Origin of the sequence: Microcoleus sp. PH2017_34_RAT_O_A (genome assembly GCF_020737885.1) — a bacterium.
Taxonomy (GTDB): Bacteria; Cyanobacteriota; Cyanobacteriia; order Cyanobacteriales; family Microcoleaceae; genus Microcoleus.
This window is the reverse complement of the sequence record NZ_JAEQDD010000005.1, coordinates 88,915-114,616: the sequence shown is the minus strand read 5'-3', so window position 1 is coordinate 114,616 and position 25,702 is coordinate 88,915. Positions and strand designations below refer to the sequence as shown.

General features: G+C 46.0%; 23 protein-coding genes and 1 tRNA gene. 11 read left to right on the top strand and 13 right to left on the bottom strand.

The window, feature by feature from the left end; translation table 11 throughout:
• Positions 1-52: 52 nt before the first annotated feature.
• Complete coding sequence (locus JGK11_RS04015) at positions 53-325, bottom strand: hypothetical protein (protein WP_293175028.1); 273 nt, start codon at positions 323-325, stop codon at positions 53-55.
• A gap of 135 nt (positions 326-460) precedes the next feature.
• Between JGK11_RS04015 and petB the strand changes: the two genes are divergently transcribed.
• The 7 genes from petB to JGK11_RS03980 all read left to right on the top strand — a co-directional run bounded on the left by petB (position 461) and on the right by JGK11_RS03980 (position 7,702).
• Entirely contained in the window at positions 461-1,129 is a 669-nt protein-coding gene (petB, locus tag JGK11_RS04010) for a cytochrome b6 (RefSeq protein ID WP_293175031.1), read from the top strand.
• Positions 1,130-1,695: 566 nt separating this feature from the next.
• Positions 1,696-2,178, top strand: a complete 483-nt coding sequence (gene petD / locus JGK11_RS04005; protein ID WP_293175034.1) for a cytochrome b6-f complex subunit IV — start codon at positions 1,696-1,698, stop codon at positions 2,176-2,178.
• A gap of 136 nt (positions 2,179-2,314) precedes the next feature.
• Positions 2,315-3,022: an HAD family hydrolase gene (locus JGK11_RS04000; protein ID WP_293206287.1), complete on the top strand. Its 708-nt coding sequence runs from the start codon at positions 2,315-2,317 to the stop codon at positions 3,020-3,022.
• A 534-nt stretch (positions 3,023-3,556) separates the two neighbouring features.
• Positions 3,557-4,897, top strand: a complete 1,341-nt coding sequence (locus JGK11_RS03995; protein ID WP_293195994.1) for a cytochrome 450 — start codon at positions 3,557-3,559, stop codon at positions 4,895-4,897.
• A 225-nt stretch (positions 4,898-5,122) separates the two neighbouring features.
• Complete coding sequence (locus tag JGK11_RS03990; protein ID WP_293175043.1) at positions 5,123-5,668, top strand: hypothetical protein; 546 nt, start codon at positions 5,123-5,125, stop codon at positions 5,666-5,668.
• 173 nt (positions 5,669-5,841) lie between these two features.
• The gene (locus JGK11_RS03985) at positions 5,842-6,888 is read left to right on the top strand and encodes a PDDEXK nuclease domain-containing protein (protein WP_293175046.1); all 1,047 of its coding nucleotides are present in this window, start codon (positions 5,842-5,844) and stop codon (positions 6,886-6,888) included.
• A 187-nt stretch (positions 6,889-7,075) separates the two neighbouring features.
• Positions 7,076-7,702, top strand: coding sequence for a hypothetical protein (locus tag JGK11_RS03980; RefSeq protein ID WP_293175049.1), 627 nt, complete (start codon positions 7,076-7,078; stop codon positions 7,700-7,702).
• Positions 7,703-7,824: 122 nt separating this feature from the next.
• On the opposite strand, the gene JGK11_RS03975 is transcribed toward JGK11_RS03980, so the two are convergent.
• From JGK11_RS03975 to JGK11_RS03960, 4 genes are all read right to left on the bottom strand, one after another.
• Positions 7,825-7,898 (bottom strand) — tRNA-Pro (locus JGK11_RS03975).
• A gap of 37 nt (positions 7,899-7,935) precedes the next feature.
• On the bottom strand, positions 7,936-8,301 hold the full coding sequence (locus JGK11_RS03970) for a DUF1818 family protein (protein WP_293195992.1): 366 nt from the start codon (positions 8,299-8,301) through the stop codon (positions 7,936-7,938).
• 227 nt (positions 8,302-8,528) lie between these two features.
• On the bottom strand, positions 8,529-9,173 hold the full coding sequence (locus tag JGK11_RS03965; RefSeq protein ID WP_293210639.1) for a hypothetical protein: 645 nt from the start codon (positions 9,171-9,173) through the stop codon (positions 8,529-8,531).
• A 348-nt stretch (positions 9,174-9,521) separates the two neighbouring features.
• A complete protein-coding gene (locus tag JGK11_RS03960; protein WP_293175087.1) occupies positions 9,522-9,755 on the bottom strand; it encodes a DNA-directed RNA polymerase subunit omega in 234 nt (77 codons plus the stop codon).
• Between the two features lie 79 nt (positions 9,756-9,834).
• On the opposite strand from JGK11_RS03960, the gene JGK11_RS03955 reads away from it, so the two are divergent.
• Together JGK11_RS03955 and JGK11_RS03950 are read left to right on the top strand one after the other, a co-directional pair.
• Positions 9,835-10,527, top strand: coding sequence for a GDSL-type esterase/lipase family protein (locus tag JGK11_RS03955; RefSeq protein WP_293175089.1), 693 nt, complete (start codon positions 9,835-9,837; stop codon positions 10,525-10,527).
• Between the two features lie 395 nt (positions 10,528-10,922).
• Positions 10,923-12,176: an S-layer homology domain-containing protein gene (locus JGK11_RS03950; RefSeq protein ID WP_293175091.1), complete on the top strand. Its 1,254-nt coding sequence runs from the start codon at positions 10,923-10,925 to the stop codon at positions 12,174-12,176.
• A gap of 264 nt (positions 12,177-12,440) precedes the next feature.
• On the opposite strand, the gene JGK11_RS03945 is transcribed toward JGK11_RS03950, so the two are convergent.
• Positions 12,441-12,950 (bottom strand): pentapeptide repeat-containing protein, encoded by a 510-nt coding sequence (locus JGK11_RS03945; RefSeq protein ID WP_293175093.1) that lies wholly within the window; start codon positions 12,948-12,950, stop codon positions 12,441-12,443.
• A 24-nt stretch (positions 12,951-12,974) separates the two neighbouring features.
• Between JGK11_RS03945 and JGK11_RS03940 the strand changes: the two genes are divergently transcribed.
• Complete coding sequence (locus tag JGK11_RS03940; RefSeq protein WP_293175095.1) at positions 12,975-13,100, top strand: hypothetical protein; 126 nt, start codon at positions 12,975-12,977, stop codon at positions 13,098-13,100.
• Between the two features lie 56 nt (positions 13,101-13,156).
• Here the strand turns inward: JGK11_RS03940 and JGK11_RS03935 are convergent, their stop codons facing one another.
• The 6 genes from JGK11_RS03935 to JGK11_RS03910 form a co-directional block, all read right to left on the bottom strand.
• On the bottom strand, positions 13,157-14,509 hold the full coding sequence (locus JGK11_RS03935; protein ID WP_293175097.1) for an LCP family protein: 1,353 nt from the start codon (positions 14,507-14,509) through the stop codon (positions 13,157-13,159).
• Between the two features lie 17 nt (positions 14,510-14,526).
• Entirely contained in the window at positions 14,527-14,871 is a 345-nt protein-coding gene (locus JGK11_RS03930; RefSeq protein ID WP_293175099.1) for a DUF6717 family protein, read from the bottom strand.
• A gap of 596 nt (positions 14,872-15,467) precedes the next feature.
• Positions 15,468-16,667 (bottom strand): aminotransferase class V-fold PLP-dependent enzyme, encoded by a 1,200-nt coding sequence (locus tag JGK11_RS03925; protein ID WP_293175101.1) that lies wholly within the window; start codon positions 16,665-16,667, stop codon positions 15,468-15,470.
• 73 nt (positions 16,668-16,740) lie between these two features.
• On the bottom strand, positions 16,741-17,346 hold the full coding sequence (locus JGK11_RS03920) for a molybdenum cofactor guanylyltransferase (protein ID WP_293191811.1): 606 nt from the start codon (positions 17,344-17,346) through the stop codon (positions 16,741-16,743).
• 137 nt (positions 17,347-17,483) lie between these two features.
• On the bottom strand, positions 17,484-18,548 hold the full coding sequence (locus tag JGK11_RS03915; RefSeq protein ID WP_293191814.1) for an anthranilate phosphoribosyltransferase family protein: 1,065 nt from the start codon (positions 18,546-18,548) through the stop codon (positions 17,484-17,486).
• A gap of 173 nt (positions 18,549-18,721) precedes the next feature.
• Positions 18,722-19,717 (bottom strand): LysR family transcriptional regulator, encoded by a 996-nt coding sequence (locus tag JGK11_RS03910; RefSeq protein WP_293175107.1) that lies wholly within the window; start codon positions 19,715-19,717, stop codon positions 18,722-18,724.
• A gap of 793 nt (positions 19,718-20,510) precedes the next feature.
• On the opposite strand from JGK11_RS03910, the gene JGK11_RS03905 reads away from it, so the two are divergent.
• Entirely contained in the window at positions 20,511-23,927 is a 3,417-nt protein-coding gene (locus JGK11_RS03905; RefSeq protein WP_293191817.1) for a PAS domain S-box protein, read from the top strand.
• A 178-nt stretch (positions 23,928-24,105) separates the two neighbouring features.
• Here the strand turns inward: JGK11_RS03905 and JGK11_RS03900 are convergent, their stop codons facing one another.
• A complete protein-coding gene (locus JGK11_RS03900; RefSeq protein ID WP_293195988.1) occupies positions 24,106-25,500 on the bottom strand; it encodes a HEAT repeat domain-containing protein in 1,395 nt (464 codons plus the stop codon).
• Positions 25,501-25,702: the final 202 nt, after the last annotated feature.

Sequence of the window (25,702 nt, the reverse complement as noted above, 5' to 3'; positions counted from 1 at the left end):
TTAGTTAATTGTAACATTTAATCGCAAAATTAGTGAAGTTTTATCATGAATATTAAATTTTACCTCCCAGCCACCCTCTGGCGGACTCGGACTTTGCTCCTGGGCTGGGTTCTTGGCTGTATGCGAGCTTGGGGCGGATGTTGAGCTGGCAGAAAATGCTATTTGAGACGAAGGCAAAAGCATCGCTCCGTGAAATTTGTACAGCAATTATGTTACATTTTTTATCACAGTCTGGAATTCGATCGCGCAACGCCAGCGAGTAGGGCTCAGCTCTAGCTTGGTTTCCCAGTGCTCGCGGGCGATCGCACAAGAGATTTCCTTTCATGAGCTCCAAATTTAAAAATAGCCTCAGGCATTTGCTAGTAAAAGCCAACTGCTCGGCGCGGGGCGACAAAAAAACCTTGTGGCTGCTGAGAATGAACCTCAACCACAGCAATATTCTTTTAGGAATTCTGGCTCCATGTTTTCTAAACAAATCACCGACTCAAAAACCTTCCAGTGGTTTGATGAACGCCTGGAAATTCAGGCGATCGCAGACGACATCACTACAAAGTATGTACCTCCCCACGTCAACATCTTCTATTGCTTGGGCGGCATTACTCTAGTTTGTTTTCTAATCCAGTTTGCCACCGGCTTCGCCATGACTTTCTATTACCGTCCCACGGTAGCAGAAGCTTTTTCTTCAGTGCAATATCTGATGAATGAAGTCAACTTCGGCTGGCTGATCCGCTCCATCCACCGCTGGTCTGCCAGCATGATGGTACTGATGATGATTTTGCACACCTTCCGGGTTTACCTGACCGGCGGCTTCAAAAAGCCCCGCGAATTAACCTGGGTGACAGGAGTAATCTTGGCGGTTCTCACTGTTTCTTTCGGCGTGACCGGCTACTCTCTGCCTTGGGATCAAATCGGTTACTGGGCAGTTAAAATCGTTTCCGGCGTACCAGAAGCCATTCCCTTTGTCGGTTCTACACTGGTAGAACTGCTTCGCGGCGGTGTCAGCGTCGGTCAAGGCACTTTGACTCGTTACTACAGCTTGCACACTTTTGTGTTGCCTTGGCTGATTATCGTCTTCATGCTGGCTCACTTCTTGATGATTCGCAAGCAAGGCATTTCTGGCCCATTGTAAATTTTGAGTTGTGGGGGAGGTATTTTTTTGCCCCCCTGCGGAATTTTGGGTTGAAAATTCAGAATTCATCTCTCATCAGAAAATTGGGTTTGAAACCCCGTCCTTCCAGGACGGCTTTACAAATCTTTCAGTATAATTAAGGTGGTCCTTGACCCACCCGAGACGATGGATTCAGACAGCCTAACGAGCGAAGTCCAGTAAAACTGGTGGCGCAGACAAATCGGTAGACCGGGAAAAGAGGATAGGGCAATGGACAGTCCACCCCTAGAATCAACCAAAAAAATGAGAACTCCTTTTTTGGATTTCGACACACAAGAACCGCAAGGCTTGCGGGGATAGTCTGTGGAGCGAACGTAAGGCCATAAACTCGCGCCTAGGGTGGAGGCAGTTGCGATGAAGCAGAAACCTAAATCGTGAGGTTTAGGAATCACCGTCCGTTTTACGGCGGTGAGGATGTCAAGATATTTATTACGGTCAATACTTCGTGCGATCGCCCCGCTGATTCGGACTAACGAATACAGCGGAATGCCAGGCCCGGGCAAAACTAAAAGGAGAACACTCTCACTATGTCTATTATCAAAAAACCAGATTTGAGCGATCCAGAGCTACGCGCTAAGCTCGCTAAGGGCATGGGTCACAACTATTACGGCGAACCAGCTTGGCCCAATGACTTGCTCTACGTTTTCCCAATTGTGATCATGGGAACGATTTCTCTGTGCGTCGGCTTGGCTGTACTAGACCCGGCTATGATTGGCGAACCTGCCAATCCTTTTGCTACTCCGCTAGAAATTCTGCCGGAATGGTATTTGTGGCCTGTGTTCCAACTCCTGCGCGTTTTGCCTAACAAATTGTTGGGTATTGCTTGCATGGCCGGTGTTCCAGTTGGCTTGATTTTGATTCCGTTCATCGAGAATGTTAACAAGTTCCAAAATCCGTTCCGCCGCCCTGTTGCTACTACAGTCTTCCTTTTTGGAACTGCGGTAACTCTGTGGTTGGGTATTGGTGCTATTTTCCCGATCGACAAATCTTTCACGCTTGGTCTGTTCTAAGATTTAAGTTTGTTTGATTTTGACGCCCGCGGGTTTCCGATAAAGTGCTTTTGTACTGCTAGGAAACTTTCGCGGGCGTCATTTTATTTGGGATTTTAGACTTTAAACAGATCGATATAAAAAATACCAATTTTACATGAAGTTGCATAGAATAAAATATGTCATTTTCGATCTAGATGATACACTTTGTGATTATCAGAAAGCTAAAAAAAATGCAATCAGTCTTGTTAATCGAGTTCTTGAATCATCTGGCATAGATGTTAATCAATTTTGGAATAGTTATAGCTTGATAGAGCCTACCTTGTTCCGACAGTTTGTTAAGGGAATTATTTCTAGGGACGAGTATAGGTTGCGTCGCTATGCTGATGTTATACCAGGCGAACGCGAAAATCGTTTAGCGTTTTCTTCAGCACTAAATGATATTTATATGAAAGAGGCAAATCACGGAATAACATTATTTGATGATGTTATTCCATCGCTAAAAGATTTACGAAAAAAAGAAATTAATACCGCTATTCTTACAAATGGACCTTCCGACGGACAAAGGGACAAAATCAAGGCATTAAAATTAGAGGAATATATTAACAAAATTTATATTAGTGAAGAAATTGGTTTTGGCAAACCTAGCTCTAAAGTTTTTAAATTTGTTATAGATGATTTAAATATAGAACCATCACAAGTGTTAATGGTTGGTGACTCAATCGAAGACGATATCGAAGGGGCTAAGCAGCTTAAAATTAAAACAGTTTTAGTCGATCGAGAAGGAAAATATTTTGACTATAAAGGCACAAAAATTTTCGATCTATCAAGTTTTAAAGAGATGTTTGATAGCAATTTAATATGAAGCTGCCTCGAATAAAGATTCAAAAATGAAATTGTAAGAAGATAGCGAACAAATTTATTCAGGTGTGATTTGTTGCAGAACAAGATTCAGTCGTTCATGCAATTCCACAAGTGTCAGAAATACTTCTCCCTTGAGCGGTGCGACTGTTTTTTAGTTGTTGCTCGCTTGCTCTGTGCACTTTCTGCGATCGCCAGAATCAGTGTGCCATAACTCATGACCTCTCAACAGTATCTTTATTCTATAGCCTTTCAAGCTCTCATATGAGGTACTCATGGGCATGGGGCATAGAGCATGGGGCATAGGGCATAAGACTAGCGGGCATACCTCACTTTTTTGAGAAAGGCTATATCTAACTTGATGTAAAATTGGTATAACTATATATCTGTTTCTTAATGTTTAGAGAAATCTTCCGGTTTTACCCAAGGGCAAACGGCATAAATATTAAGTTAACTATCGATCGATGCCGCTCGTACTAATCAATCAAAGACAATTGATTTTAAAGTTTAGCAACTTTTAGCAAAAAGTATCTTAATTATGACGAACCTAAATTTAGAAGGTGTCTTCTCATCATTTATGAACCCGGCACTGCATGAGTTTCAGACTTGGACTTTGGAAAATCCGACAGAAAGCCTCAGCAAAACGTTCCTGCCGATAATCAGTCTTATAGAGGGTTTAATTGCCAACGAACCCACCTATTTGCCAATAAAACGGCTGGCTTTCGGGGCTAATTTTTGCTGCGCGGGACAAGTCGTGATGGGAGAATTTGCAACACTCGAAGAAGCACTCACATCGCCTCAGGCGCGCGGATGGCGGCTGGGTACTTCTGTGCTCGATGCCGATCTCTCCCCCAACCAAGATGTCGGCGGTAGGAACCTTTTCCTGCTGTCTTTGTCCGATCGCGAACCAGACGGTAGCAGCAACCACGCAGCATTCCGAAGCTGTATGCAAAAGTATCTTTTCAACAGCGCCACAACCGATCGCCAAGAAGACGAAATCAGCAGGCGGTTGCTCGATCGCCTAGCATCAGATTATACCGAGATGCCGCACGGTGCGGGGGGAACATTTTTTACCGATGTCAGGCGCGGTTGGATGGGATTTTTAGTTCCATACCTGCACTACGTAATTTTTGGGATTAACCCAGATGACAAGTCTGCGATCGAACTTCTCACCGATTTACATTACATCCGCCAAAGCCCAGCGCACTACTTCGCCGTCGCGGGCAGCCTGCTGCAAAGCCTGAACCTGTTTGGACACGGGGATTTGTCGGCTTTAATCGAGCGCGCGGCGACTATCTACGAAAATTCTCCTGCCCTAGCCGACTTCGAGGTGAGCTCGGAAAACAACGGCATGACTAGGCGGGAATTGGCAAAGCTGATGACAGCAATTATGGGGATAGCGGGACTGCAAGGCCCCCTGCACCTAGGCTACACGGCTATGGGATACCGCCCTCTCCCGGCGTATAAAGGAACACAGACGGCTCAAATTAATCCGACGGAGTTTTGGGACGATCTCGATTTGGACGATCGCCAGTCGATCGAGCTTTTCCTGTTGGAATGCGGGCGCCTCTGGGCTCCCGTCAGCGCCACCCACCGAGTCGCGACAGAGCCATTTACCGCCACGGTAGGGGGCAGACAGCGCACTTTTCCCGCCGGAACCAAGGTACTGATACCGCTCAGTTTGGGGCATCTAGACGCGAGTTTCTGGGGTTCTACGGTGTACGAATTCAACGCTAAGCGCGAGAATTTGTGCCCTTATCATATGGGTTTTCATTCGGTGGGCGATCGGAGTGCGGGACGGATTTGCCCAGCTAAAGATATCGCACTGAAGATGCTGGTGGATGTCATTAGTACCGTTGGTAAAGTTCGGCGATCGTAACAGGCAAGATGCCTGTTCCACAACACATCAAATTGCTTGTGGAGTGGGCGTCCCGCCCGCCCTTAAAAAACACGCAAGATGCCTGTTCCACAACACATCAAATTGCTTGTAAAGTGGGCGTCCCGCCCGCCCTTAAAAAACACGCAAGATGCCTGTTACACAACGAACTCAAGGGGGTATATAACCAGAGACTAAATCACAATTTTTTAGAGGTTAAATAATACCATGTTAATTGAAACAAAGAAACTAAAAGACATCGCAACCTGGATGAAAGCAGAACATCCACCGGAGTTTCCAGAAGCCCTGCAAGGTATCTTCTTTATGGACGGGAATATTTTGCCAGACTATTGTCTGACGATGTACAATTCAGAATGGAATCCTGGCCAACGAACATTATTGCTGCGGATTTATGAACCAGTTGTCTGGACATTTCATTCATCAATGGCGGGACGGATGTTACTTTATGCCGTCAAATTTTCTCGCTTCAGCTACTTATTCCGCTTCTCGGATGCAACTTTGCAGCACGGGCACATCACGCCGATCGCGTTTGGATTGTCTGTACCGCCGTGGATTATGGATTTTTTGATCGATCGCGATCCGAACACTCCCAATGGGGATATCTGGGATCGCAGAAACTCGTTTTTCGGCAGAGCTCCTGAAAAAGGCTATACACTCCGCAGAGTTGTAAACAAAGATAGCAGCCCCACAGCAGCATTTCCTGATTTTCTGTCGAAAGTTGGCAGTGATTGTTTAATTATTGCTCAAGATTGAAAATATTTAGGACAACTTAGGTACGTAGTTGCGCTTCAGCGCTCTTTATAAGATTAGCAAAGAGCGCTGAAGCGCAACTACATACATTGATCGGCTATACTTTTCGTAGTTTTATATTTCCTATCCTGACTATAAAACCACGCTGATTCAAGAAAATATGTGGGGGTTAAGCTATGGTGGATAGTTTATCAATTCCAGAAGATTATAATATTTTCCTGCGGGAACTGAAAGAACGCATCCGCAATGCTCAAGTACGGGCAGCAGTTTCTGTTAACCGAGAATTAGTGTTGCTTTATTGGCAAATTGGACAGGATATTTTAAATCGGCAACAGCAGCAAGGATGGGGTACTAAAGTTATAGACACTTTGGCTGCTGACTTGCAAAAAGCTTTTCCTGAGATGAAGGGTTTTTCATCTCGCAATCTGAAATATATGAGGAGTTTTGCGGAAACTTACCCAGATTTTGAATTTGTGCAGCAGGTTGTTGCACAAATTCCTTGGGGCCATAATATCCGCATTTTGGATAGTGTGAAAGATGGGGTTGAGCGCGAGTGGTACATTCGCCAAACTATCGAGCAAGGATGGAGTCGAAATGTGTTAGTTCATCAGATAGAAAGTAGACTATACCGGCGGCAAGGGAAAGCTGATACTAATTTCTCTCGCACTCTGCCAAATCCTCAATCAGAACTGGCTCAACAGTTATTTAAAGACCCTTATAATTTTGAGTTTCTCAGTTTAGGTAAAGCAGCAAAAGAGCGCGATTTAGAGCAGGCTTTGATTGAACGTATCCGCGATTTTTTGCTGGAGTTGGGGGTAGGGTTTGCTTTTGTCGGGAGTCAGTATCACCTGGAGGTTGAAGGGGAAGATTTTTATATTGATTTATTATTTTATCATTTACGTTTGCGTTGTTTTGTGGTAATTGACTTGAAAGTGGAAGCGTTTAAGCCGGAATTTTCGGGAAAGATGAGTTTTTACGTTTCGGCTGTGGATGATTTACTCAAACACCGGGACGATATGCCGACTATTGGGATGATTTTATGCAAGAATAAAAAGCAGAAGATTGTGGAATATTCTTTGCGAGACATGAATAAGGCGATCGGGGTTTCGACTTATCAATTGCGGGAGACTTTACCGGAACAGTTACAGGGGAGTTTGCCGACTTTTGAGCAGTTGGAAGCTGAGTTAGAAGCGGTAGATGTGGAGATTGAGGAGGAGTTATGACAAAAACAATGGAATAATTGACGAGATGGCATTCGACAACATTTAACAGCACATTCCGACACTACGATCGCCCGAGTCACAGCAAAATTCCCGGAAAATAACCGAAATGGCGATCGCCATCTATGACATAGGTTTGTGTACAATCTAAAAAAACCTACGACAAAACTTGTGCATTCTATCAATTAAAATGAAACCAAAAAGTTCACTAACTCCTATTGCCACTAAAATCAAGAAATGGGTTCAAACAGCCAAGGAACTTGAAAAAACTCGATTTGCTATATCCATAACCAGACTGACAAGTATCAAAAGTTTGTGTACCGATCGAGTTGCGGCCGAAAAATTTGCGCTGTACATTTCTCAGCGAGTACAACACGAGATGAATCAAGCTACTTGTCCCGAACACTATACCGAGGAAGAATGGGAACAGCACAAACAGGTAATAGCTGAAGGAATCGCCCAAATGGAAATTTACCTAGAAAATCCTAGTAATGAAGGCGAGCAATCTATCCGTAAGTTATTGAGAACAATTAATAGCCTACAAGGAGACGATCGTCGTAATGTTGCCTGGGGAACAGTACATTTTGTCCGCAGTGGAAATTTACTAAAATTAGACTATGCACTGCGTTGTTTCACAGACAACGATTTTCCTTATTGGATCTATAAACTAGCTAAAGAATACGTAGAAAGTTATGCCCCGGAGTATGGTTCAGGTATAACTCCTAAATCTGTACCGATGTTGTTAGAAGTAGCAGAATTTTGGTGTCAGTATTATTTCTCTCAAAGTTTGAGTGAGAAATTTCCTGGTTTTGCCTAAAAGAGGATCCAGAGGATGACGTTTTGTACTCCACTGTCACGAACTCAGCAATACCAAGAGTCACTGCTAAAAACAACAAAACCTTCTCGTTTGAGAAGGTTTTATCACGATCTTTATCACAATCGGAGCGGCGGGATTTGAACCCACGACCCCTACTACCCCAAAGTAGTGCGCTACCAAGCTGCGCTACGCCCCGACAGCTTTAACAGCTTAGCATAGAATCTCAGAAAAAGTCAAAAAACTTTTAAAACTTTGGTTGCCTGCACCAAACTCGGAACCGCAGCCGCCGGCCAAAAACCCTCGCACCTCCTACCAGCATTCAAGATCAACTGCACGCTGTAAGCTTCGGGATAGCCTTCTAACTGCACCCACAACAAGTCGCTTTCGGCTTCAATGGCGATTTTTTCCTCGTCCATTAACTCAGAGGCCATTTGACTCATTGTGGCGGCTAATTGTCCCAACAACCGGCAAAAATCGTTTAACTCGGCTTCGGTGAGTTCGATCGCCCAACCTTCCCCAGCCACCAAACCCTGAAACTCTTCTGCGTTTGGGTTCCATCCCAAACGCCAGCCCGCACCAGTCTTAATTACACGTTCCATCTGGCGATTTTAGATTTTGGATTTTGGATTTTAGATTGATTAGGTGATTTTATGGCTTATATCATGTCCAGTCGATTACGATAACAACAACGGTTCGTAGTGCGGACTTCAGTCCGCTCTCCCGCTGCGGACTGAAGTCCGCACTACGAACCAATCTGTTTATGCCGAAAAGACGCGTTACACCAGGCAGATTAGCCAAAAACCCGGTTTCTAGGCCTCCTTCAAGCTTACGGTGTCAGCAACTTTGCATCTCCCGGCTGTGGCTGCGGTATTTCCGGGGAAGTCGATCGCCCTTTTGGTGTTTCGCCCGCCGCCGGTGTGCGCGATGGCCCCGAATTCTCGGTAAAAACATCAACCAAAGCTTGAACCAAAGCATCCCGCTGTTTTCTATTTAAACTTTGAATAGCAGCGCGATCGCGTTCCATCGGATTTTCTCGCAAAACATCTTTTCCCGGATACACGCCTTCCACCAAATAATCGGGAGTCGCCCCCAGATAGTCAGCTAAACTCAACTTCCAATCAAAACGGTAATTCGGCGGCCGTCCTTTAACAAACACATGATATCTAATCAAGCGCCCGACTAAAGTATTGTTGGGATCTACTTTGCCGGTTTCCTTAGAAATGTAGTTATTCTCGATCGGCAAATCCGGCACTTTTTCATACACCAATTTCCACGCATCCTGCGCCCTCAATTGCTGTGGCGCCGATTGTTGAGCAACCAGTCCTCTAGACCCAGAACCACGCAGCAGCGAAGGTTCCAAAGCCGACACACTCAGTTCGCCCGATTCCAATACGCCACTCAAAAGCGTAAAAATCGCCACACTCAAAGTAACTAACAGAAAACTGAAGCCCAGCTTGAATTTCTTTTTCACGGTTTTGACAATAATTTCAATTCAAAAATAGAATAATTTCCTAAACTCACCTACCAGCCTATATCCTAATCTCTCATCTTAGGATTTACGAAAATCAACCCGGTTGGGAGCATCCCGATTTGGTAAAAAGCGTTTCTTCGCAGTGCGAGCGTCCCGCTCGCTTGCGTATATAGATGTAACTTGCTTGCGTATATAGATGTAACTTGGTCTCCGGCTAGCACTCGTTTGAAAGCTAAAAATAAACCGGATTTTTCTGCCAGTCGCGCCAGTCTGGTTGAAGAAAGTTTTGAGTTTTGAATTAACAAAAATTGTTGAAATTCACCACTCAAAACTCAAAACTCCCCAAGTCTAGATATCCCCGATAATTTCCGGCTGAGTGAGTTCGTCCGACATCTCAAATATCGCCCGCATCACAGGTTTCATCATTTGATGGTCGTCCATATTGTCAAAATCTTCATAGCGACGGCGTTTGGCGCGGTTCGCCACTTGCACCGTAATCCGATAGCGATTGGATGCAGCACCGATCAACTCTTCTGCCCGACGGGTTAGCTGAGTTGAATCGAAGGTTGGACGCTTAACCATGAGATTACCTACTTTATCTAATGTTACATTCTAGTCTAGTATGCGAAGATTCAAAATTACTAACTGAGTATCATTGCTTATGCAGGCAACAACAGCCTATTCCTTTGGTCACTTGCATCAGGTAAATTCTCATCCCCTCAAATTGGTTGCTTTCGGCGACAGTTTAATCTACGGTTTCGGCGACGGTGTAGGCGGGGGTTGGGTGGAAAGATTGCGGCGACAGTGGATGTTAACGGAGAGTGCAGGACACGTTTTATACAATTTGGGCGTTCGGGGCGATCGCACGTATCAAGTCGCCCAGCGCCTCGAAAACGAGTTTCGGCACCGGGGCGAGCTCAGAAACCGCGTCCCGGATGCCATCATACTGTCGGTAGGCCTCAACGATACGGCGAGAGTGCAATCGCCTACTGGGCGCAGTTATACTGATTTTGAACATTTTAAAACTGTTTTGGATAATTTGTTAAATTTATCGCAACAACTTTGTCCGGTGATATTTGTCGGGATGGTGCCGGTGGATGAAAGCAAAATGCCTTTTCAAGATTGTTTGTACTACAATCACGCTGACCAATATCGCTATAAAGAAGCCACAAAGTTAGCTTGTTTGGAACGGGGAATTCCCTATTTAGATATTTTTGATAAATGGATCGATCGCGGTAATATTTGGTGGCGTTCTTGTCTGACTTCGGATGGTCTCCATCCCAATGAAGTCGGTTATCAATGTTTATTTGAAGATGTGACAAGTTGGGAACCGCTACTCGCTATTAGTCATTAGTTATTAGTCTAGGTACGTAGTTGCGCTTTAGCGCTCTTTTCAATTAGTCATTAATCTAGGTACGTTGTTGCGCTTCAGCGCTCTTTCCGATATCCCAAAAGAGCGCTGAAGCGCAACAACGTACCTTTTACGTACCTTTATAAGTTCCAGGTAGATAAGGAAGATAAGCAACATAAGGATTTTAAGGAATTTAAGCATTTTAAAATCGACCAACCAGCATAAAAATATTTATTTTAAAAGACCGTATCTTCCCCTCGCCACAAATAAAAGCATTTAATAATGATGACATCACTGAGCACAAGAGCAAGCTAGGCAAGAATCAATCAACGATAAATAGCCGGACAAAGGCTTGCTTTTTTCTCAATAAAAAACTTGTGTAAATTGGAGAATCAAAAATGTCTGTATTTCAACGCATTAAATTCGGCACATCTGTTATATTAACATTGGCAACTGTTGCCGGAACCGCAGCGCCGATGCTGACTCCTGCGCCTGCTTTTGCTCAAACAGCTTTTTCGGATGTTAGTAATAACTATTGGGCGAAAGACTTTATTCAAGATTTGTCAGAAAGAGGAATTATTAAAGGATTTCCCGATCGCACTTTCCGCCCGGATGCACTGGTAACGCGGGCGGAATTCGCGGCAATGATCCGTTCTGTGAAAAAGGCGAAAACTCGCGCTGCTATAGGTTTTGTCGATGTTCCGTCTAATTTTTGGGCGCGGGGGGCGATCGCCGAAGCTTATGAAATGGGATGGATGTCTGGCTACCCCGGCAATGTTTTCAGGCCATCACAGCAGATTCCTCGCGTTCAAGTTGTAGTGGCTTTAAATAACGGGCTGGGTTATGAGCCTGCTTGCAATTTTCAAGATGTTCTCAGCTACTATAATGATGCGGGTGAAATTCAAAGTTATGCTGTGAAAAGTGTGGCTGCTGCTACTGAAAAACAGTTGGTTGTCAGCTATCCCAATCCTAAATCCCTGAAGCCAAACCAGTCAGCCACGCGGGCGGAAGTAGCTGCTTTTATCTATCAAACATTAGTCAGTACCAATCAAGCAAGAGCAATTAATTCTCCTTACATTGCTAAGATTGATATTGGCCAGAGTGTTGCTGTGAAAATCCCCAGCGGGGTGACTATTCCCATCGAGTACGCCAAAGGCAAAATTTTGCTCGCCCCCAATGACAAGTCTCCGATTACGCTGACTGTGGCTGCGGATATCGCAGGAAGTAATGGCAAGGTTATGATACCCGAAGGCTCGAAAATTAGTGGCGAATTGCGATCGACTGCTGAGGGCGTTCAGTTTGTGGCGCAAGAGTTAAGTATCATCAACGGTAGCAGAGTTCCTCTGAATGCTACTTCGCAGGTGATTACTCGCAAAGAAACTGTGACTAAGGGCGTGAATGTTGGTAATCTGATTAAGAACACGGCTTTGGGTGCAGCAGCGGCGGCGGCGATTGCGGGAGTTACGGGCGATCGGGCGATCGCCACTGAAGAGGTACTCGGCGGCGCAGGAGTCGGTACTTTGGTTGGGGTATTTTTGGGTCGAGATAAAGTCGATTTGTATGCTGTTAATCCCGACACTGATTTAGATTTATTGTTGAATTCTGACTTGGTATTGGGTACTGCAAATACAGGCATTTGTCGCGCTCGATAAAAGGAATTTCCGCAACGAGCAATATGCGGGATGTAGCGAACGTAACGGATGTAAGTGATGCAGGCTGAACTCAGAAACCGGGTTTCTTTGGAGATTGATTGTTACTAAACTAACAAACTCGTAGAAACCCGGTTTCTAGCCGAAGAGTGTACAGGCTGAACTCAGAAACCGGGTTTCTTTGGAGATTGATTGTTACTAAACCAAAAAACTCGTAGAAACCCGGTTTCTCGCCCTGGCGCGTCAGCCTTATTTAAATCAAAATTTCTACGAACATCCCAGACTTTCTCGCGTAGAAACTCCCGTCACGGGATTGACACCATCGGCTTTTTCGCACATCATTGTTACTTGATAAGCATCGATAATTGCGTCGGTAAAATCAGCCCCGGAAATGGCTGCATCAAAAAAACGACTTCGAGTCATAATTGCTTCGGTGAAATTAGCATTCGTCAAATTAGCGCCGTCGAATGTAATTCTATCGGCTAAAGCACCGGACAGATTTGCACCTGACAAGTTGGCCTTCCACAAAACTCCCTTAGTCAAAATCGCATTGGTTAAATCAGCGCCTTGAAAGTTGGTTCCCCGCATCTCGGCGGCGACGAATGTTCCGCCCGCTAAGTCAGAATTGGAGAAATCGCGATCGGACAAGTTAATATTTGTGTAATTAATATTTTTTTTTGGTAGCGCAAATGCCGGAGTAGCACTCAGCATTACCCACCCAAAGGCTAACACTACACTTATAATTAGGCTCAGTAAAATTCGGAATAGACTTTTCATGATGATGAGAATAGGGAATAGGGAATGGGGAATTGGGAATTGGGAATGGGGAATTGGGAATGGGGAATTGGGCATTGGGCATTGGGCATTGGGCATTGGGCATTGGGAAGAAGGGAAAACAGGGCATTGCAAGCAACAAATAACCAATAACCAATAACCAATAACCAATAACTAATAACCAATAACTAATAACTAATAACTAATAACTAATTAAATCGCTTTACCAAATCTTCGCCGACGCGAAGTGTCAAGTCAGATTCAATTTCACCAGTAGAAGATGCTTCTATTTTACCATAGCCTAAAGTTTTTTGCAGAAGATTTGCTGCTTCTAAATCGCCTTGCTGTACAATAATTTGACTTTGACGTTGCTTGTCGGGCCAATCTTTGACTACAGATACGTTAGAAAAGCCCTTTTTTCTGAGAAATTCAGCGACGGTTTTGGCGGTTTTTGGGTTGCTAGAAGCATTTTGGACGGCGATTTTGAGGCTGCTGGGTGAAACCGGCTGGCTGGGATTGGCGTTTCGCCCTTGGGCAAAATCCGCTGCGCCTTGTTTGAAATATTGTGTCATAATGCGATCGCGCCCAGCAACATCGACAATCCAATAACTCCTCAAATCCCCTTGTGATGAGCTAGAGCGTCCCGGTAACATCACCATTTTAAAATTATCTCGCTCCAATTGCAAACCGAAATTTGCGATCGTCAATATTTCCTCAAAATTTAGGTTTGTATCTACATATTTTTGCATCAATCGCACAATTTGTGGCAATCGCACCAATACTGATGGACTTGCGAGGCGGTTGCGAATAGCTTGAATTAAAGATTGCTGTCGCCCAATTCGGCCGATATCTCCCAAACCGTCGTTGCGAAATCGAGCCAATTGTTCTGCTTCTTCTCCGTTGAGATTTTGCCATCCCTGTGCTAAATTTATGCTTAACTTTTGGGCTTTATCTGTATAGGACATCGCCCGAGGTACAAATACCTCAACTCCGTCCAACAAATCGACTAATTCCCGAAACGCAACGCTGCTGACTCGCACGTATCTTTCAATTGTTGCATTGTTGGCGATAGTGCTCACCAATCGCGCCGCCAAAACTGCTCCTCCTCTGGCATTTGCTTCGTTAATTTTGCTGAAGCTAATTCCGGGAATTTCGACTTTTGTATCTCGCGGAATTGAAAGCAAACTAATAGATTTCTCTCTAGGATCGAGGTGGAATAAGAGTATTGTATCGCTGCGGCCGTTAAAAATCTTGCGGGAATTGGGGACAGATCCGGGTACGCGGTCAATTCCCAGGATTAAGATATTAACAGGCCGCGAGAGGCGGTATCCAGAGCGGTTGGATGATATATAGTTAAAGCCTGTAGCGTCTAGGACTTTGCTAATCATTTGCGGTTCCACGGGTGCTAAGAGGGCGGTAATTGCCCCGAGTCCTGCGGAGATGGCTGCTGTGACAATTAGCACAAATAGCCCAAATATACATAGTGCTAATTTGAGCTTTTGTCTAGATTTGCGATCGGCTGGTTTAACAAAGTTTCTCTTAAAGATTGACAAGTTTTTCATTGACTTGCTCTTGATTATTACATTTTTTCAGCTTTGCAATAAAACTTGGGCGGTGCTTCTAGAAAGTATTTAAACAAAGCCGGACAAAGCCAGCCTTCGAGATTTTCGGCTTCCCACCGATACCAGTTTCCGCCGTATTCTGTTTTAAACCAAGCCATTTCTGCTTGATATCCGGGAAATGGATTGGCTGAAAATAATAGTCGGAAACCTTGAGCGGCGTTGGGAATGTCTGCGACAAGTACGTTAATCATTTCGGGGACGCCCTGAACAAATGGTTCTCGGACAAGTCCGGCTCGCTCGTCGTCAAAAACCCAGGTGTACTGTTCGCGATAGGGGAAAATTACCATCATGGCATTTGACATCGTATTCTCCTCTTTTTATTTTGTTTTTTGGGGATATAAATACAAGTCTTGATACATTATATTCGGTGCAGCGGAAGTTGTGTAAAATCCGATTTTCGTACCGTGTTTTAATGCTAATTTAAAATAAATTGCTACAATTCTTAATCTTGTACCAATTATTAAAACTCGCAGTTCTGTGAACTAGACGGTATTGTCGTATCCCTACAGATGCTCGCATACTATTTATAATATTTTGCCAGTTTTTTTAGGATTCGTATTAGTTGCTTAATTTTAGATAGTGAATATTTTAAATATAATTTTTTGCAATATTTATTTTGATATAGTGGCTCTCAGAAAGATAAGGTACGTTGTTGGGCTTCAGCCCTCTTACCGTAGATTGTAGACCAATACGGTTCATTTAAGAATAGTCAGGCTGCTAAAAGATGCTTGTATTTCCTGTAAATTCGTGAGATCAAACTCATTTGAAAGCTTTAATCCAAGCGTATTTAGGTATATTTGGTAAAAGCTGTTGTTGGGTAAGTTGGTAGATCACAAATCTTCGGAGGGCCCAAGCCCAACAACGTACCTTTTTTTTTGAGGATTACTATAGTTAAGGTTTAGGTTTTTTGGGAATCTCCCGCTGAATTTCCTGTTAGCTCAGCTAGCGCTTTCGCTAAATATTCATACTGTGGCAAGGTATTGTAAAATTGAGCTGAAATCCTCACCAGCCGCTTGCTAGAATCTGGCCAAGGAATAACCGGCACTTCTATTTTGAAAATCTGCCACAGCACCTCTTGCAATGGTGGAATTCCACCCGTTGCAGCGGCGTCAGGCTGTTCGTCGGCTAGTGGTATAACAGCCATAGAACCTACCATTTCATCGGGACAAGGCAGCGGCAAATCTAATTTATCTGCTAATATTTGTCTCCCAGCCAATGCTAAATCATGATTCTTTGCCATCAATTCCGGCCAGCCGCCACTCAACAAAGAACCCATGAAATCAATGGCTACAGGTACGCACAAATAGGGACTTGGATCGACTGTTCCCATCCAGTCAAATTCTAGTTGAAAGCGTGATTTGTCGGCGCGCGGTGAGTTGGCGCCGTGACTGATGGTAGTTGGCCGAATGCTATCTTGTTTGTCTCGCCTCACGTACAGAAAAGCTGCACCTTTCGGCGCGCACAGCCATTTGTGGCAATTTCCTGTGTAGTAAGCGGCGCCGATTTCTTCTAAATTCAGTGCTACCATTCCCGGTGCGTGAGCTCCGTCTACTAATACATCTACGCCGCGATTAGCTAATTCGCCGACTAACTGTTTGATGGGAAAAATTAAACCTGTTTGGCTGACAATGTGGTCTAATAAGGCTAATTTTGTTTGCGGGGAAACGCACTTAATTATTGCTTCAATAATTTGTTCTGGCGATTCAATGGGAAATGGTATTTCTGCTACTATTACTTTGGCGCCTGTGCGCTCTGCGATAAAATCTAGTGTGTTGCGACAGGCGTTGTATTCCTGATTTGTGGTTAGCAATTCGTCGCCCGGACTAAAATAGAGCGATCGCAAAACGGCATTGACTCCAGTGGTAGCATTCGGCACAAAGGCTAATTCTTCTTCGCCTGCACCAATAAAGGTGGCTAACTGATTTCTGGCGTTATCTAACAGCGGCTCAAATTCCCGCATTAAAAAGCGCAATGGTTCTCTTTCCAGTTGTTCTCGAAAACTGGTTTGCGCTTCCAGTACGGGAATCGGACAGGCTCCAAAGGAACCGTGGTTGAGGAATGTGATTTCGCGATCGAGTAACCAATATTCGTTAATCATTAGTTATTAGTCATTAGTTATTAGTGCGAGCGTCCCCGCTCGCGAACCCTATTAGTCATTAGTCTGTCAACTGTCAACTGTCAACCATTTTACCTTTTAATTGCTCAAATTCTTCTAGTGTATTGCAATTCGATAGCATGACTGCTTCTCGTTCCCCTACGGGTAGAGGGATTACTTGGATTTGATTTAACCACTGTTGAAATGAATGTCCCCCTTTGTCAATAAAACTTTGCAAGCTGGACAGAGATTGTTTGCGGTAGAAACCGCATAATGGCTCCCAGCGCGAATTTTGATAGGGGACAACTGCTAAGGTAGATGGGGGAAACTCTGTTAACTTACTCGCCCAATTATCAATGATTCGGGAATCTAATAAGGGCAAATCGCAAGCTAATAGCAAAATCCAGTCGGCAGAAATGTCCGTCAGTCCTTGAGTTAATGCCACTAAGGGGCCGGAACCCGGATTGTACTCTACCAGAAATTGGGATTTTTGGGTTGGGGTCGATCGATAGCGATCGGGCCAAGCAGTCAAAACATACACTTCTGGCGTTAAGGCTGCTGCAACCTCACACGCCCGCTGCAACAGGCTTTTACCCTCAATTTCTAGGAGAGATTTATCCGTACCCATCCGCGAACTTTGACCGCCTGCGAGCACAATTACTGCTATTTTATGGTTAATCATTGGGCATTGGGCATTGGGCATTGGGCATTGGGCATTGGGCATTGGTCATTAGTTAACGGTTAACTGTCAACTGTCAACTGTCAACTGTCAACTGTCAACTGTCAACTGTCATTAGCACTCAACCTGATTGATTGTGCTCAATTCAAAGCACTAACGGCTTTGCTAACTTCCTCAAGTTTTTGCACTACTTGACCGCTGCTTAATAAGGTTTCTGCCTCAATCAAACCAGAGTCCATATCCAAACAAATTCCGCTGCGCCACAGATAAAATCCGCCGTTCCAGATAGCAGATTGCATCATTTCTGAGGGTTTTCCTAACAAAACTTCCTGCATTTGTTTGAATAACTCAGATGCTGATTCAAAGGCGGGATTTGTACTGCTAAAACCGTAATCTCCGTGGGCTAAAAGCACTCGCTCGAACTCGGCGCCCGGTTTAGCAATGCCGATAATTGCAGTTCGATCGCGCGGCAAGTCGCAACTGCCCTCCAATCCTTTGACTGTGGTATAATTTTTGACTCCCCGCAACTCAAAGGCTGCTTGAAACATACCCTCTGTAGGCGGGTGCACGTAGCCTGAGATGACGTTAACGTCGCCGGCGCAGGGACACCACATCAATTCCATTGTCGAAAAAGGCGGCCGTTTGCCGATTTCGCGGCGGTAGGGCACTAAACTCGCGGCTTGAGGAAAATGCTTGGGAAGGTAAACAAAACCTAAACCCGTACTGTTAAAAACTTGCTGGACTTTTTCTAAACGGAGTTTTCTCCAGTCAACTCCTAAACCGCGCCAAATTTCGATCAGGGGAATGCCTTCTTTGGTTGGCATTGTCTCCCCTCCGTGCATGACGGTTGGGACGCCAGAGGCGGCTAATATTAGGGCGGTTATTGGGCTAATTGGAGCGGTGCGCGATCGCCCGTCGTAGGCTACGCCAAACACGGCGACGCTAGAAACGGCAAATCCTTTTTCTCGGTTGGGAGGGGCAAGCATCGGCCCCAATTCTTCGTAAGCATCCAGCATTCCGGCTAATTCTTCGCCGGTGGGCCGTTTGATGCGATGGGAAATCATGAAAGCTCCGATTTGAGTCGGTGTTGCTTCTCCTAGCAGCATCATTCGCGTGGCTGCTGCTGATTGCGATCGAGTTAAGTTTTCTCCTGTGTGTACTCCACTGCCAATTTTTCGTAGCAATTCTCTAAATGCGTCACTCATAATTATTGAAGTTGGTCATTGGGCATTGGGCATCGGGCATTGGGCATTGGGCATTGGGCATTGGTTATTGGTTATTCGTTATTGGTTATTCGTTATTCGTTATTGGTTATTCGTTATTGGTTATTCGTAACGCCATAAAATCTCAAATTTCAAATCTCAATTATAAACAGGTATTAATTTCCGGATTTTACTACTTTGATGACATCACATGGTGGTACAAGTTCCCGTACCAGATTCCAGAAATGGGCGATCGGCGGAATTTGCATTCGATCGTGAGTTGTTACCAACACCACTTCGCGAGTCCAAGTCGGATCGATCGCCGATTGTCCGTTAGCGAAGCCCTCGAAGAGGATCGCCGAAACCTTGGAATTTGGGCGCTCAAGAGCGATCGATCGAATTGCTAAAGTGCGATCGGCCTTAGCGTCTAGCAAAGCTGAATGCGGCAGCAAAGCAATCAATTCTCCCTGGCGCACCACGCCTCGAAAAGCATCGAGAGTGTTGAGTTCCAAAACAGCATGAAGTTTAGCACCGATGCGTCCGAATTGCTCTTGTACCATGCGCTGCATTCCGTACCCGTCCTTAAACACCACTTGCGGGTAACAAATCAATTCCGGCCAAGGTACTCGATCGTACTGGGCCAGGGGATGACTCGCTGCCATTAATACCTCGATCGGCTCATTGTAGAGCACCTCAACCAACATTTCCGGGGCTTGAGTAAAATAGCGGTTGTTCATCACCACCGCGATGTCCACCAAACCGTCTTTGAGAACTTTCAAAGCTCGATCGCTTCCTAGGGATGTCACGCGCAACTGCACCTCAGGATAGCTGCGACAAAACCTTTGCAGCACAGGCGGTAAATAAGCAGCGCAAACCGAGTGAATCGCAGCCACGCAAAGTTCCGGCTGTTTTCCCGCCAGCAAGTCTCCCAATTCGACCGCAGCATTTCGCCAACTCTGACAGATTTTGCGAGCGTGAGGTAACAGGCGTTCCCCTCCCACTGTCAGCTTGGCGTGGGCGGTGCGGTGAAACAGCGACAAACCCACTTCCGCTTCAAGTCCCTGCACTTGACGGCTAATAGTCGATTGGGTGACGCCGCACTTCCGGGCTGCTTGCTGAAAGCTACCGGTTTCAGCAACTGAAAGAAATGCTTGAAGCTGCTCTAAGCGCATGGATGTTTAATTCGAGATGGTTTGAGAACTTTGACTGGGAGATCGTCAGAGACATTAGAGACCTTAACCGATTTAGTAGAATAATTTAGTACGTCTTGATACAGGTGCAGATTAGTTTGGATTCTGGTTCTAGAGGCGCGGATGCTTGGCTCTACAAATTAATTTGCTCGGTCAGGATTTATTAGGCTAAATTAGACTTAGACTATTCCATTCTCTGAGATTAAATGGGAGCATCTCTGTTTTGCAAGAAGCATTTTTTAAAGAGCGGACTGAAGTCCGTACTACGAACCTTTTTTGAACTCCCGACAGCACTGCATTTTTTAAAGAGCGGACTGAAGTCCGTACTACGAAACTTTTTTTAGCTCCCGACAGCACTGTAAATGCAAAACTGAGATGCTCCCAATTAAATCCATTATATGACTGGAAAACTTGATTGATAAAACGATTTAATTCAGCAAAGTTGAGCGTTCGATGTTTTTAAGTTTGTAACTCAACAGATTTAATGAATTGCACTGTCATAGGGGTTTCCTCAATCACTCTAGCTAACTTGTTTGTATGTAAGATTAAAAGTTAAAAGCTAGCATTTTAGATCGTACATCTTTCAAGATTATAGTACCTGGCTCTCCCTATTACTGTCAATAAATGTCCGAATCTTGCCGCCCGTTTGAAACCTCCGATGAACTTTCATCCCTGCCTAAAGTCACTGTTGTTTTCTGTTTTTTTGTGTATAGACTAGGAATTAGCGGGTCAGCAACACAAGTGGAAGTACGATCGATCGCACAGGAAAGGCGAAATGCAGAATTTTCTTAAGATTATGTCATTTAAGCACAATTTTATGCCCCAAGGTGGATGGGAAGAGTGGCAATTGCAGTTAATGGGACTGCACGCGGTGAGCGATTTGTTAATTGCCTTGGCTTATTACTCAATTCCAGCGATGCTGATCTACTTTGCCAGGAAGCAGCGGGATGTGCCTGCCAGCAAGGGTTTTATCCTATTGGGACTCGGGTTTTTCTGCGGTGGGACAACTCACCTGATGCAAGTTTCGATGCTGGTTCATCCCAGCTACGCGCTGTCAAGTTTGCTCGCTGCCTTTACCGCTGTCATTTCTGTGTGGGCTGTGGCCCAATTGATGCCCTCGCTTTCTCAAGTGTTGGCGGTGACGCGGGCGACACAATTAGCAGCAAATACAGCGCTGGAAAGTCAAAAGGCCGATCGACCGCAAGCTGGCTGTACCATTGAAAATCCCGTCCCATCCCCCAGCAGCGAACTCGGGCCAATTAACCAGCAATTGCTCCTAGAAATAGCGCAGTCGGAGGGAGTCCAACAACTCCTGCTGGAAATTGCCAACAAGCTGCAAGCAAGCGAAGAACGCTTTCGCGCTTTTCAGGAATTATCTCTAGACGGATTTAACGTGTTTCGCAGCATTCGCGACGGCTCCCAAATTGTCGATTTTGAATGGGAATACGTCAATCCCGCTGCGGCAAAAATTCAGCAAAGCACTCCTGAAGAAATGGTCGGAAAGCGATTGCTGCAAGTGCTACCCGGTCATCAAGATAGCGGTTTGTTCGATCGTTACGTGCAAGTTGTAGAAACAGGAATTCCCCTCAATACTGAGATTTCTTACAACAGCGAAGGCATTGTGGGCTGGTTTCGGATTGTGACCGTTAAATTGGGCGATGGCATGGCTATTTCTTTTAGCGATATTACTGACCGCAAGCAAGTAGAAGCATCCCTGCGCGACGCCCTGCAAAAACTCACTTCTCATTTTGAAAATACGCCCCTAGCTGTGATTGAGTGGGATGAAAATTTTCGCCTCAGTGGGTGGTCTCCGGCTGCTGAAAAGATTTTTGGGTGGAAGGCAACAGAAGTTTTAGGCAAGCATTTTAGCGAATGGAACTTTATTTTTGACGGCGATGTGAAAGATGTACAAGCGGCAATTGAGAGTTTGAAAAACCAACACGAACGGTGCAATGTCGTTCGCAACAGCAATTATGATAAGTCGGGTTCTTTGGTGCATTGCGAGTGGCACAATTCGGCTTTTTACAGCGATTCTGGACAGTTGATCTCGATGCTGTCTCTGGTTTTGGACGTGACGGAACGCTTTAAGTTTATGGAAGTGCTGCGACAGTCAGAAGAGCGGTTTCGGATTGCGGCAGAAAGTGCTAGCGATTTAATTTACGAATGGGATATCGAGACCGGTATCGTGCTGTGGTTTGGTCGTGTAGATGAAATTTTGGGGTACGAAAAAGGCAGATTTCCGAGGACGAGAGCAGCTTGGAACAGTATTTTAAATTCGGAAGACCGATCGCAAATCGAGGCCGCAGTCGATCGATATTTGAGCGCGCCAGACAATTGGACTGCCCCATTTTTTCAGGAATACCGCGTGCAATGCTCCGGTGGTGGCTTGCTCCACTGGATCGATCGGGGCAAAGTAGTTCTTGACAAACAAGGCCATCCGTGGAAATGGATCGGCGTGATTAGCGACATCAGCGATCGCAAAGAGGCCGAAGAACAGCGAAATCAGGCTTGGGCGCGGGAACAAACCGCCCGCCGCGCAGCCGAAGCCAGCGAACAGTTGTACCGCATCCTCGCTGAAACTATCCCCCAAATAGTTTGGACTGCTTGGCCTGACGGCTGGATCGACTACTACAACCAACGCTGGTTTGAATACACCGGTTTGACCCTAGAAAAAACTCAAGGCTGGGGGTGGCAGCCAGTGGTGCATCCAGATGACTTGAAAAATTCCCTGGAACGCTGGAATGAGTCGGTGCAGATGGGGGAGACCTACGAGGTGGAATACCGCTTGAAACGGGCATCTGACGGGGTTTACCGCTGGCATCTGGGTCGCGCCATGCCAGTACGGGACGCTGACGGAAACATCCTCAAGTGGTTCGGGACTTCTACTGATATTGACGATCGCCAGCGATCGGCCCAAACAGCGGATTTGCGCGCCCGAGCTTTGGCTGTGCTGTCATCGGCTTCTTTGAATTACCAAGAGGCGCTGCAAGATTTGGCAGATTTAGCAGTACCGGGGCTGGGGGATTGGTGCTGCGTGCATTTAATCGAGGCCGACGGCTCGATCGGCTTGCAAGCAGTTGCTCACTCAGATCCGAGCAAAGTCGCTCTGTTGTGGCAAATCAATCGCCGTTTGCCGGTAGACCCCCAGGGACGCCACGGAGTAGCAAAGGTGCTGCGGACTGGAGAATCGAAGCTCTACCCAGAAATACCGCATTGGGCGATCGAGGCGGTGCTGTCGGACAACGAACTGTTGGAAGTGCTGTGCTACCAGAACCCGCTGTCGGCAATCTGCGTGCCGCTGATCGCTCGCGGGCGGACGCTGGGAGCGATTTCGTTGCTGTGCGGAGAGTCCGGCCGCCGCTGCGGCGAGGGCGATTTGATTTTGCTCTCGGATTTGGCGCGGGATGCGGCGGTGGCGATCGATAATGCGCGGCTTTACCGGGAAGCAGCGGAGGCCAACCGGATTAAAGACGAGTTTTTGGCAACGCTTTCTCACGAGTTGCGGACGCCTCTGAATGCAGTTGTCGGCTGGGCCCAGATACTGCGACAGCGCAAGTTGAGTGCCGAAAAAACGGCTGTGGGTTTGGAGACGATCGAGCGAAACGGGCGGTTGCAGACTCAGATGATTGAGGATTTGCTGGACGTTTCCCGGATTGTGAGTGGCAAAGTATGTTTGAAGCTGCGCCCCGTGGATTTGGTGCCGATTGTAGAAACCGCAGTCAAAGCGCTCGCCCCTGATGCTGAAGCTCGGGGAGTTGAATTGGCGACTTTTTATGGCGAAGGGGTGAGCTTGGTGAGGGGCGATGCTACTCGTTTGCAGCAGGTAGTGTGGAATTTGGTCTCGAATGCCATTAAGTTTACGCCACCGTCCGGTAGCGTGGAAATCAGGCTCTCGGAGGAGGGGGAACCGCGATCGGCTGGTAGTGCCATGTTGTCTCCGTCTCCGGTTCACTCTGTGACGATCGCCGTTAGCGATACGGGAATTGGCATCAGCAAGGAGTTTTTGCCGTTTGTGTTCGATCGCTTCCGCCAAGCTGACAGCAGTCATACACGCAATTACGGCGGGCTGGGAATCGGATTGGCGATCGTCCGCCATCTCGTGGAACTCCACGGCGGCACTGTCTGGGCCCAAAGTCCCGGCCTGGGACTCGGCTCGACTTTCGGTGTGCGATTGCCTATTGAAAAGAGGTAAAGAAGACAGAAGAAGACAGACGGCGGTTGAAACCGCGCCTAAACAGACAAAACCCGCCTCCGCGGGTTAAAGAGTGTCCGGTTGAAATTACCTTATCCTCTTCAGTCCGCGGAGGCGGACATCGTTTGTGTAGTCGCGAATTCTATTCGCCGTCTTTTCTTAATTCTACTATTGCATCCTAATTCTCTTGCCATTCTTGCAGGGCGATCGCAATTCCCTGTTTTAATCTGGGTTCGAGACTTGGACGATCGACTAAACTTGCTAATTGCTGCCGAACCTCTCCCCCACCCAGCCGTTTGAGTGCTGATAAACTATGCAGTCTGACGCTGTTATCGGCATCTGCCAACAGTTGAATCAACACATCTACCGCTCTGATATCTCCTAATTGTCCTAACGCTAAAGCCAAAGATTGTTTGATTTGGGAAGACTGCACCGCGGGATGATTGCCCTCTAGCAAATCGATCGCAATTTCAGCAGCTTTGGTTTTTAATTCCGGCTTTTCCACTCGCCCCAAAACAGTGACAATCTCTTGACAAACAGCAGGATTCTTGTTTTGAATTAATCGGTGTTCATCGATAATTGGAATTGCAGAATTACTTGTCAATACCTCGCCTTCTAAATCAGCAGCCGATCGCCAGATCAGCGCTTTTTGCAAATATTCTAAACCGGCAGCGGTTTCACTCCAGCCGAGGGCACGCACAGTTTCGATTTGCAATTCAAGGGGAGTTGCGGGCGATCGCAACAATTCAAATAAAGCCGCCGCCGCAGCATCGGTTTTCAGTCGCCCAATTGCGATCGCCGCCTCCTGACAAACTTCTAAACGGATATCCCAAAGCAAAGGTTTGAGCAACTTAACTAAATCTAATTCTGCATCTAAATAGGCGCGCACCCCAAGAGCCCGCACCGCTTCCTTTCTGACTGCTGTCGCCGGATCTTTGAGTGCACCTACCAGTACCGACGGAATCCGAGAGTCGTGAAAACTACTCAACGCCTCAATAGCGCAAGCACGCACCGCAACTTGAGAATCCGTGACTACACTCAACAGCGGTGGGATAATTTCGGGGCGCCGAATTTGGGCGAGGGCTGCTGTAGCAAACTGTCGCGAGTCTGCTTGTTGTAGGAGAGTTGTCAGGGATTCGATCGCACTCGTGCCGAAATTTCCTAGAGTTTCCGCCGCAATTTGGCTCAATTCTTCATCAGAATTTTCGATTAATTTTACTAAAGCTTGCATCACTTCCGGGCGATTGCCTTTGGGATAGCTAGGCTTCACGAACTTTCCGAGGATGCGGGCGGCAAACCACCGGGGCTCTGTATCTGCATCTTCGTCTTCAAGCAAGGCGATTAAAGGTGCGATCGCGCCATTTCCCAGATTGGGCAATACCTTAGCAATTTCCCAGCGGTCTTGAAAATCCCCCCATTCTAAGGCTGCGATTGCTAAACTGACAGCCTTTTCTAAAATATGTTCTTCCGGCTGCTGACTACCGTTTGCTGTCAATTGCTGCAAGCATTCAACTAAAAGAGGCCAGTTTTGGCGATCGGCAGCAGCTTGCGCTTGTTCTAAAATATTCGACATGATTTTAATTTAGCTTCAAGAAGGTAGATGACAGCTAGCGCAGAATGCGAGAGACTTTTCAGCAATCTTTTGCTACAATTATCAATTATTTAAGATTAATGTCAATCCATCACCATGGGTAAAATGTAATTACAGCATTAAATTCATGCACTTAAGTCATCCACCTGTGAAATTCTTAATTTGAAAAACCAAAATCGCAGTT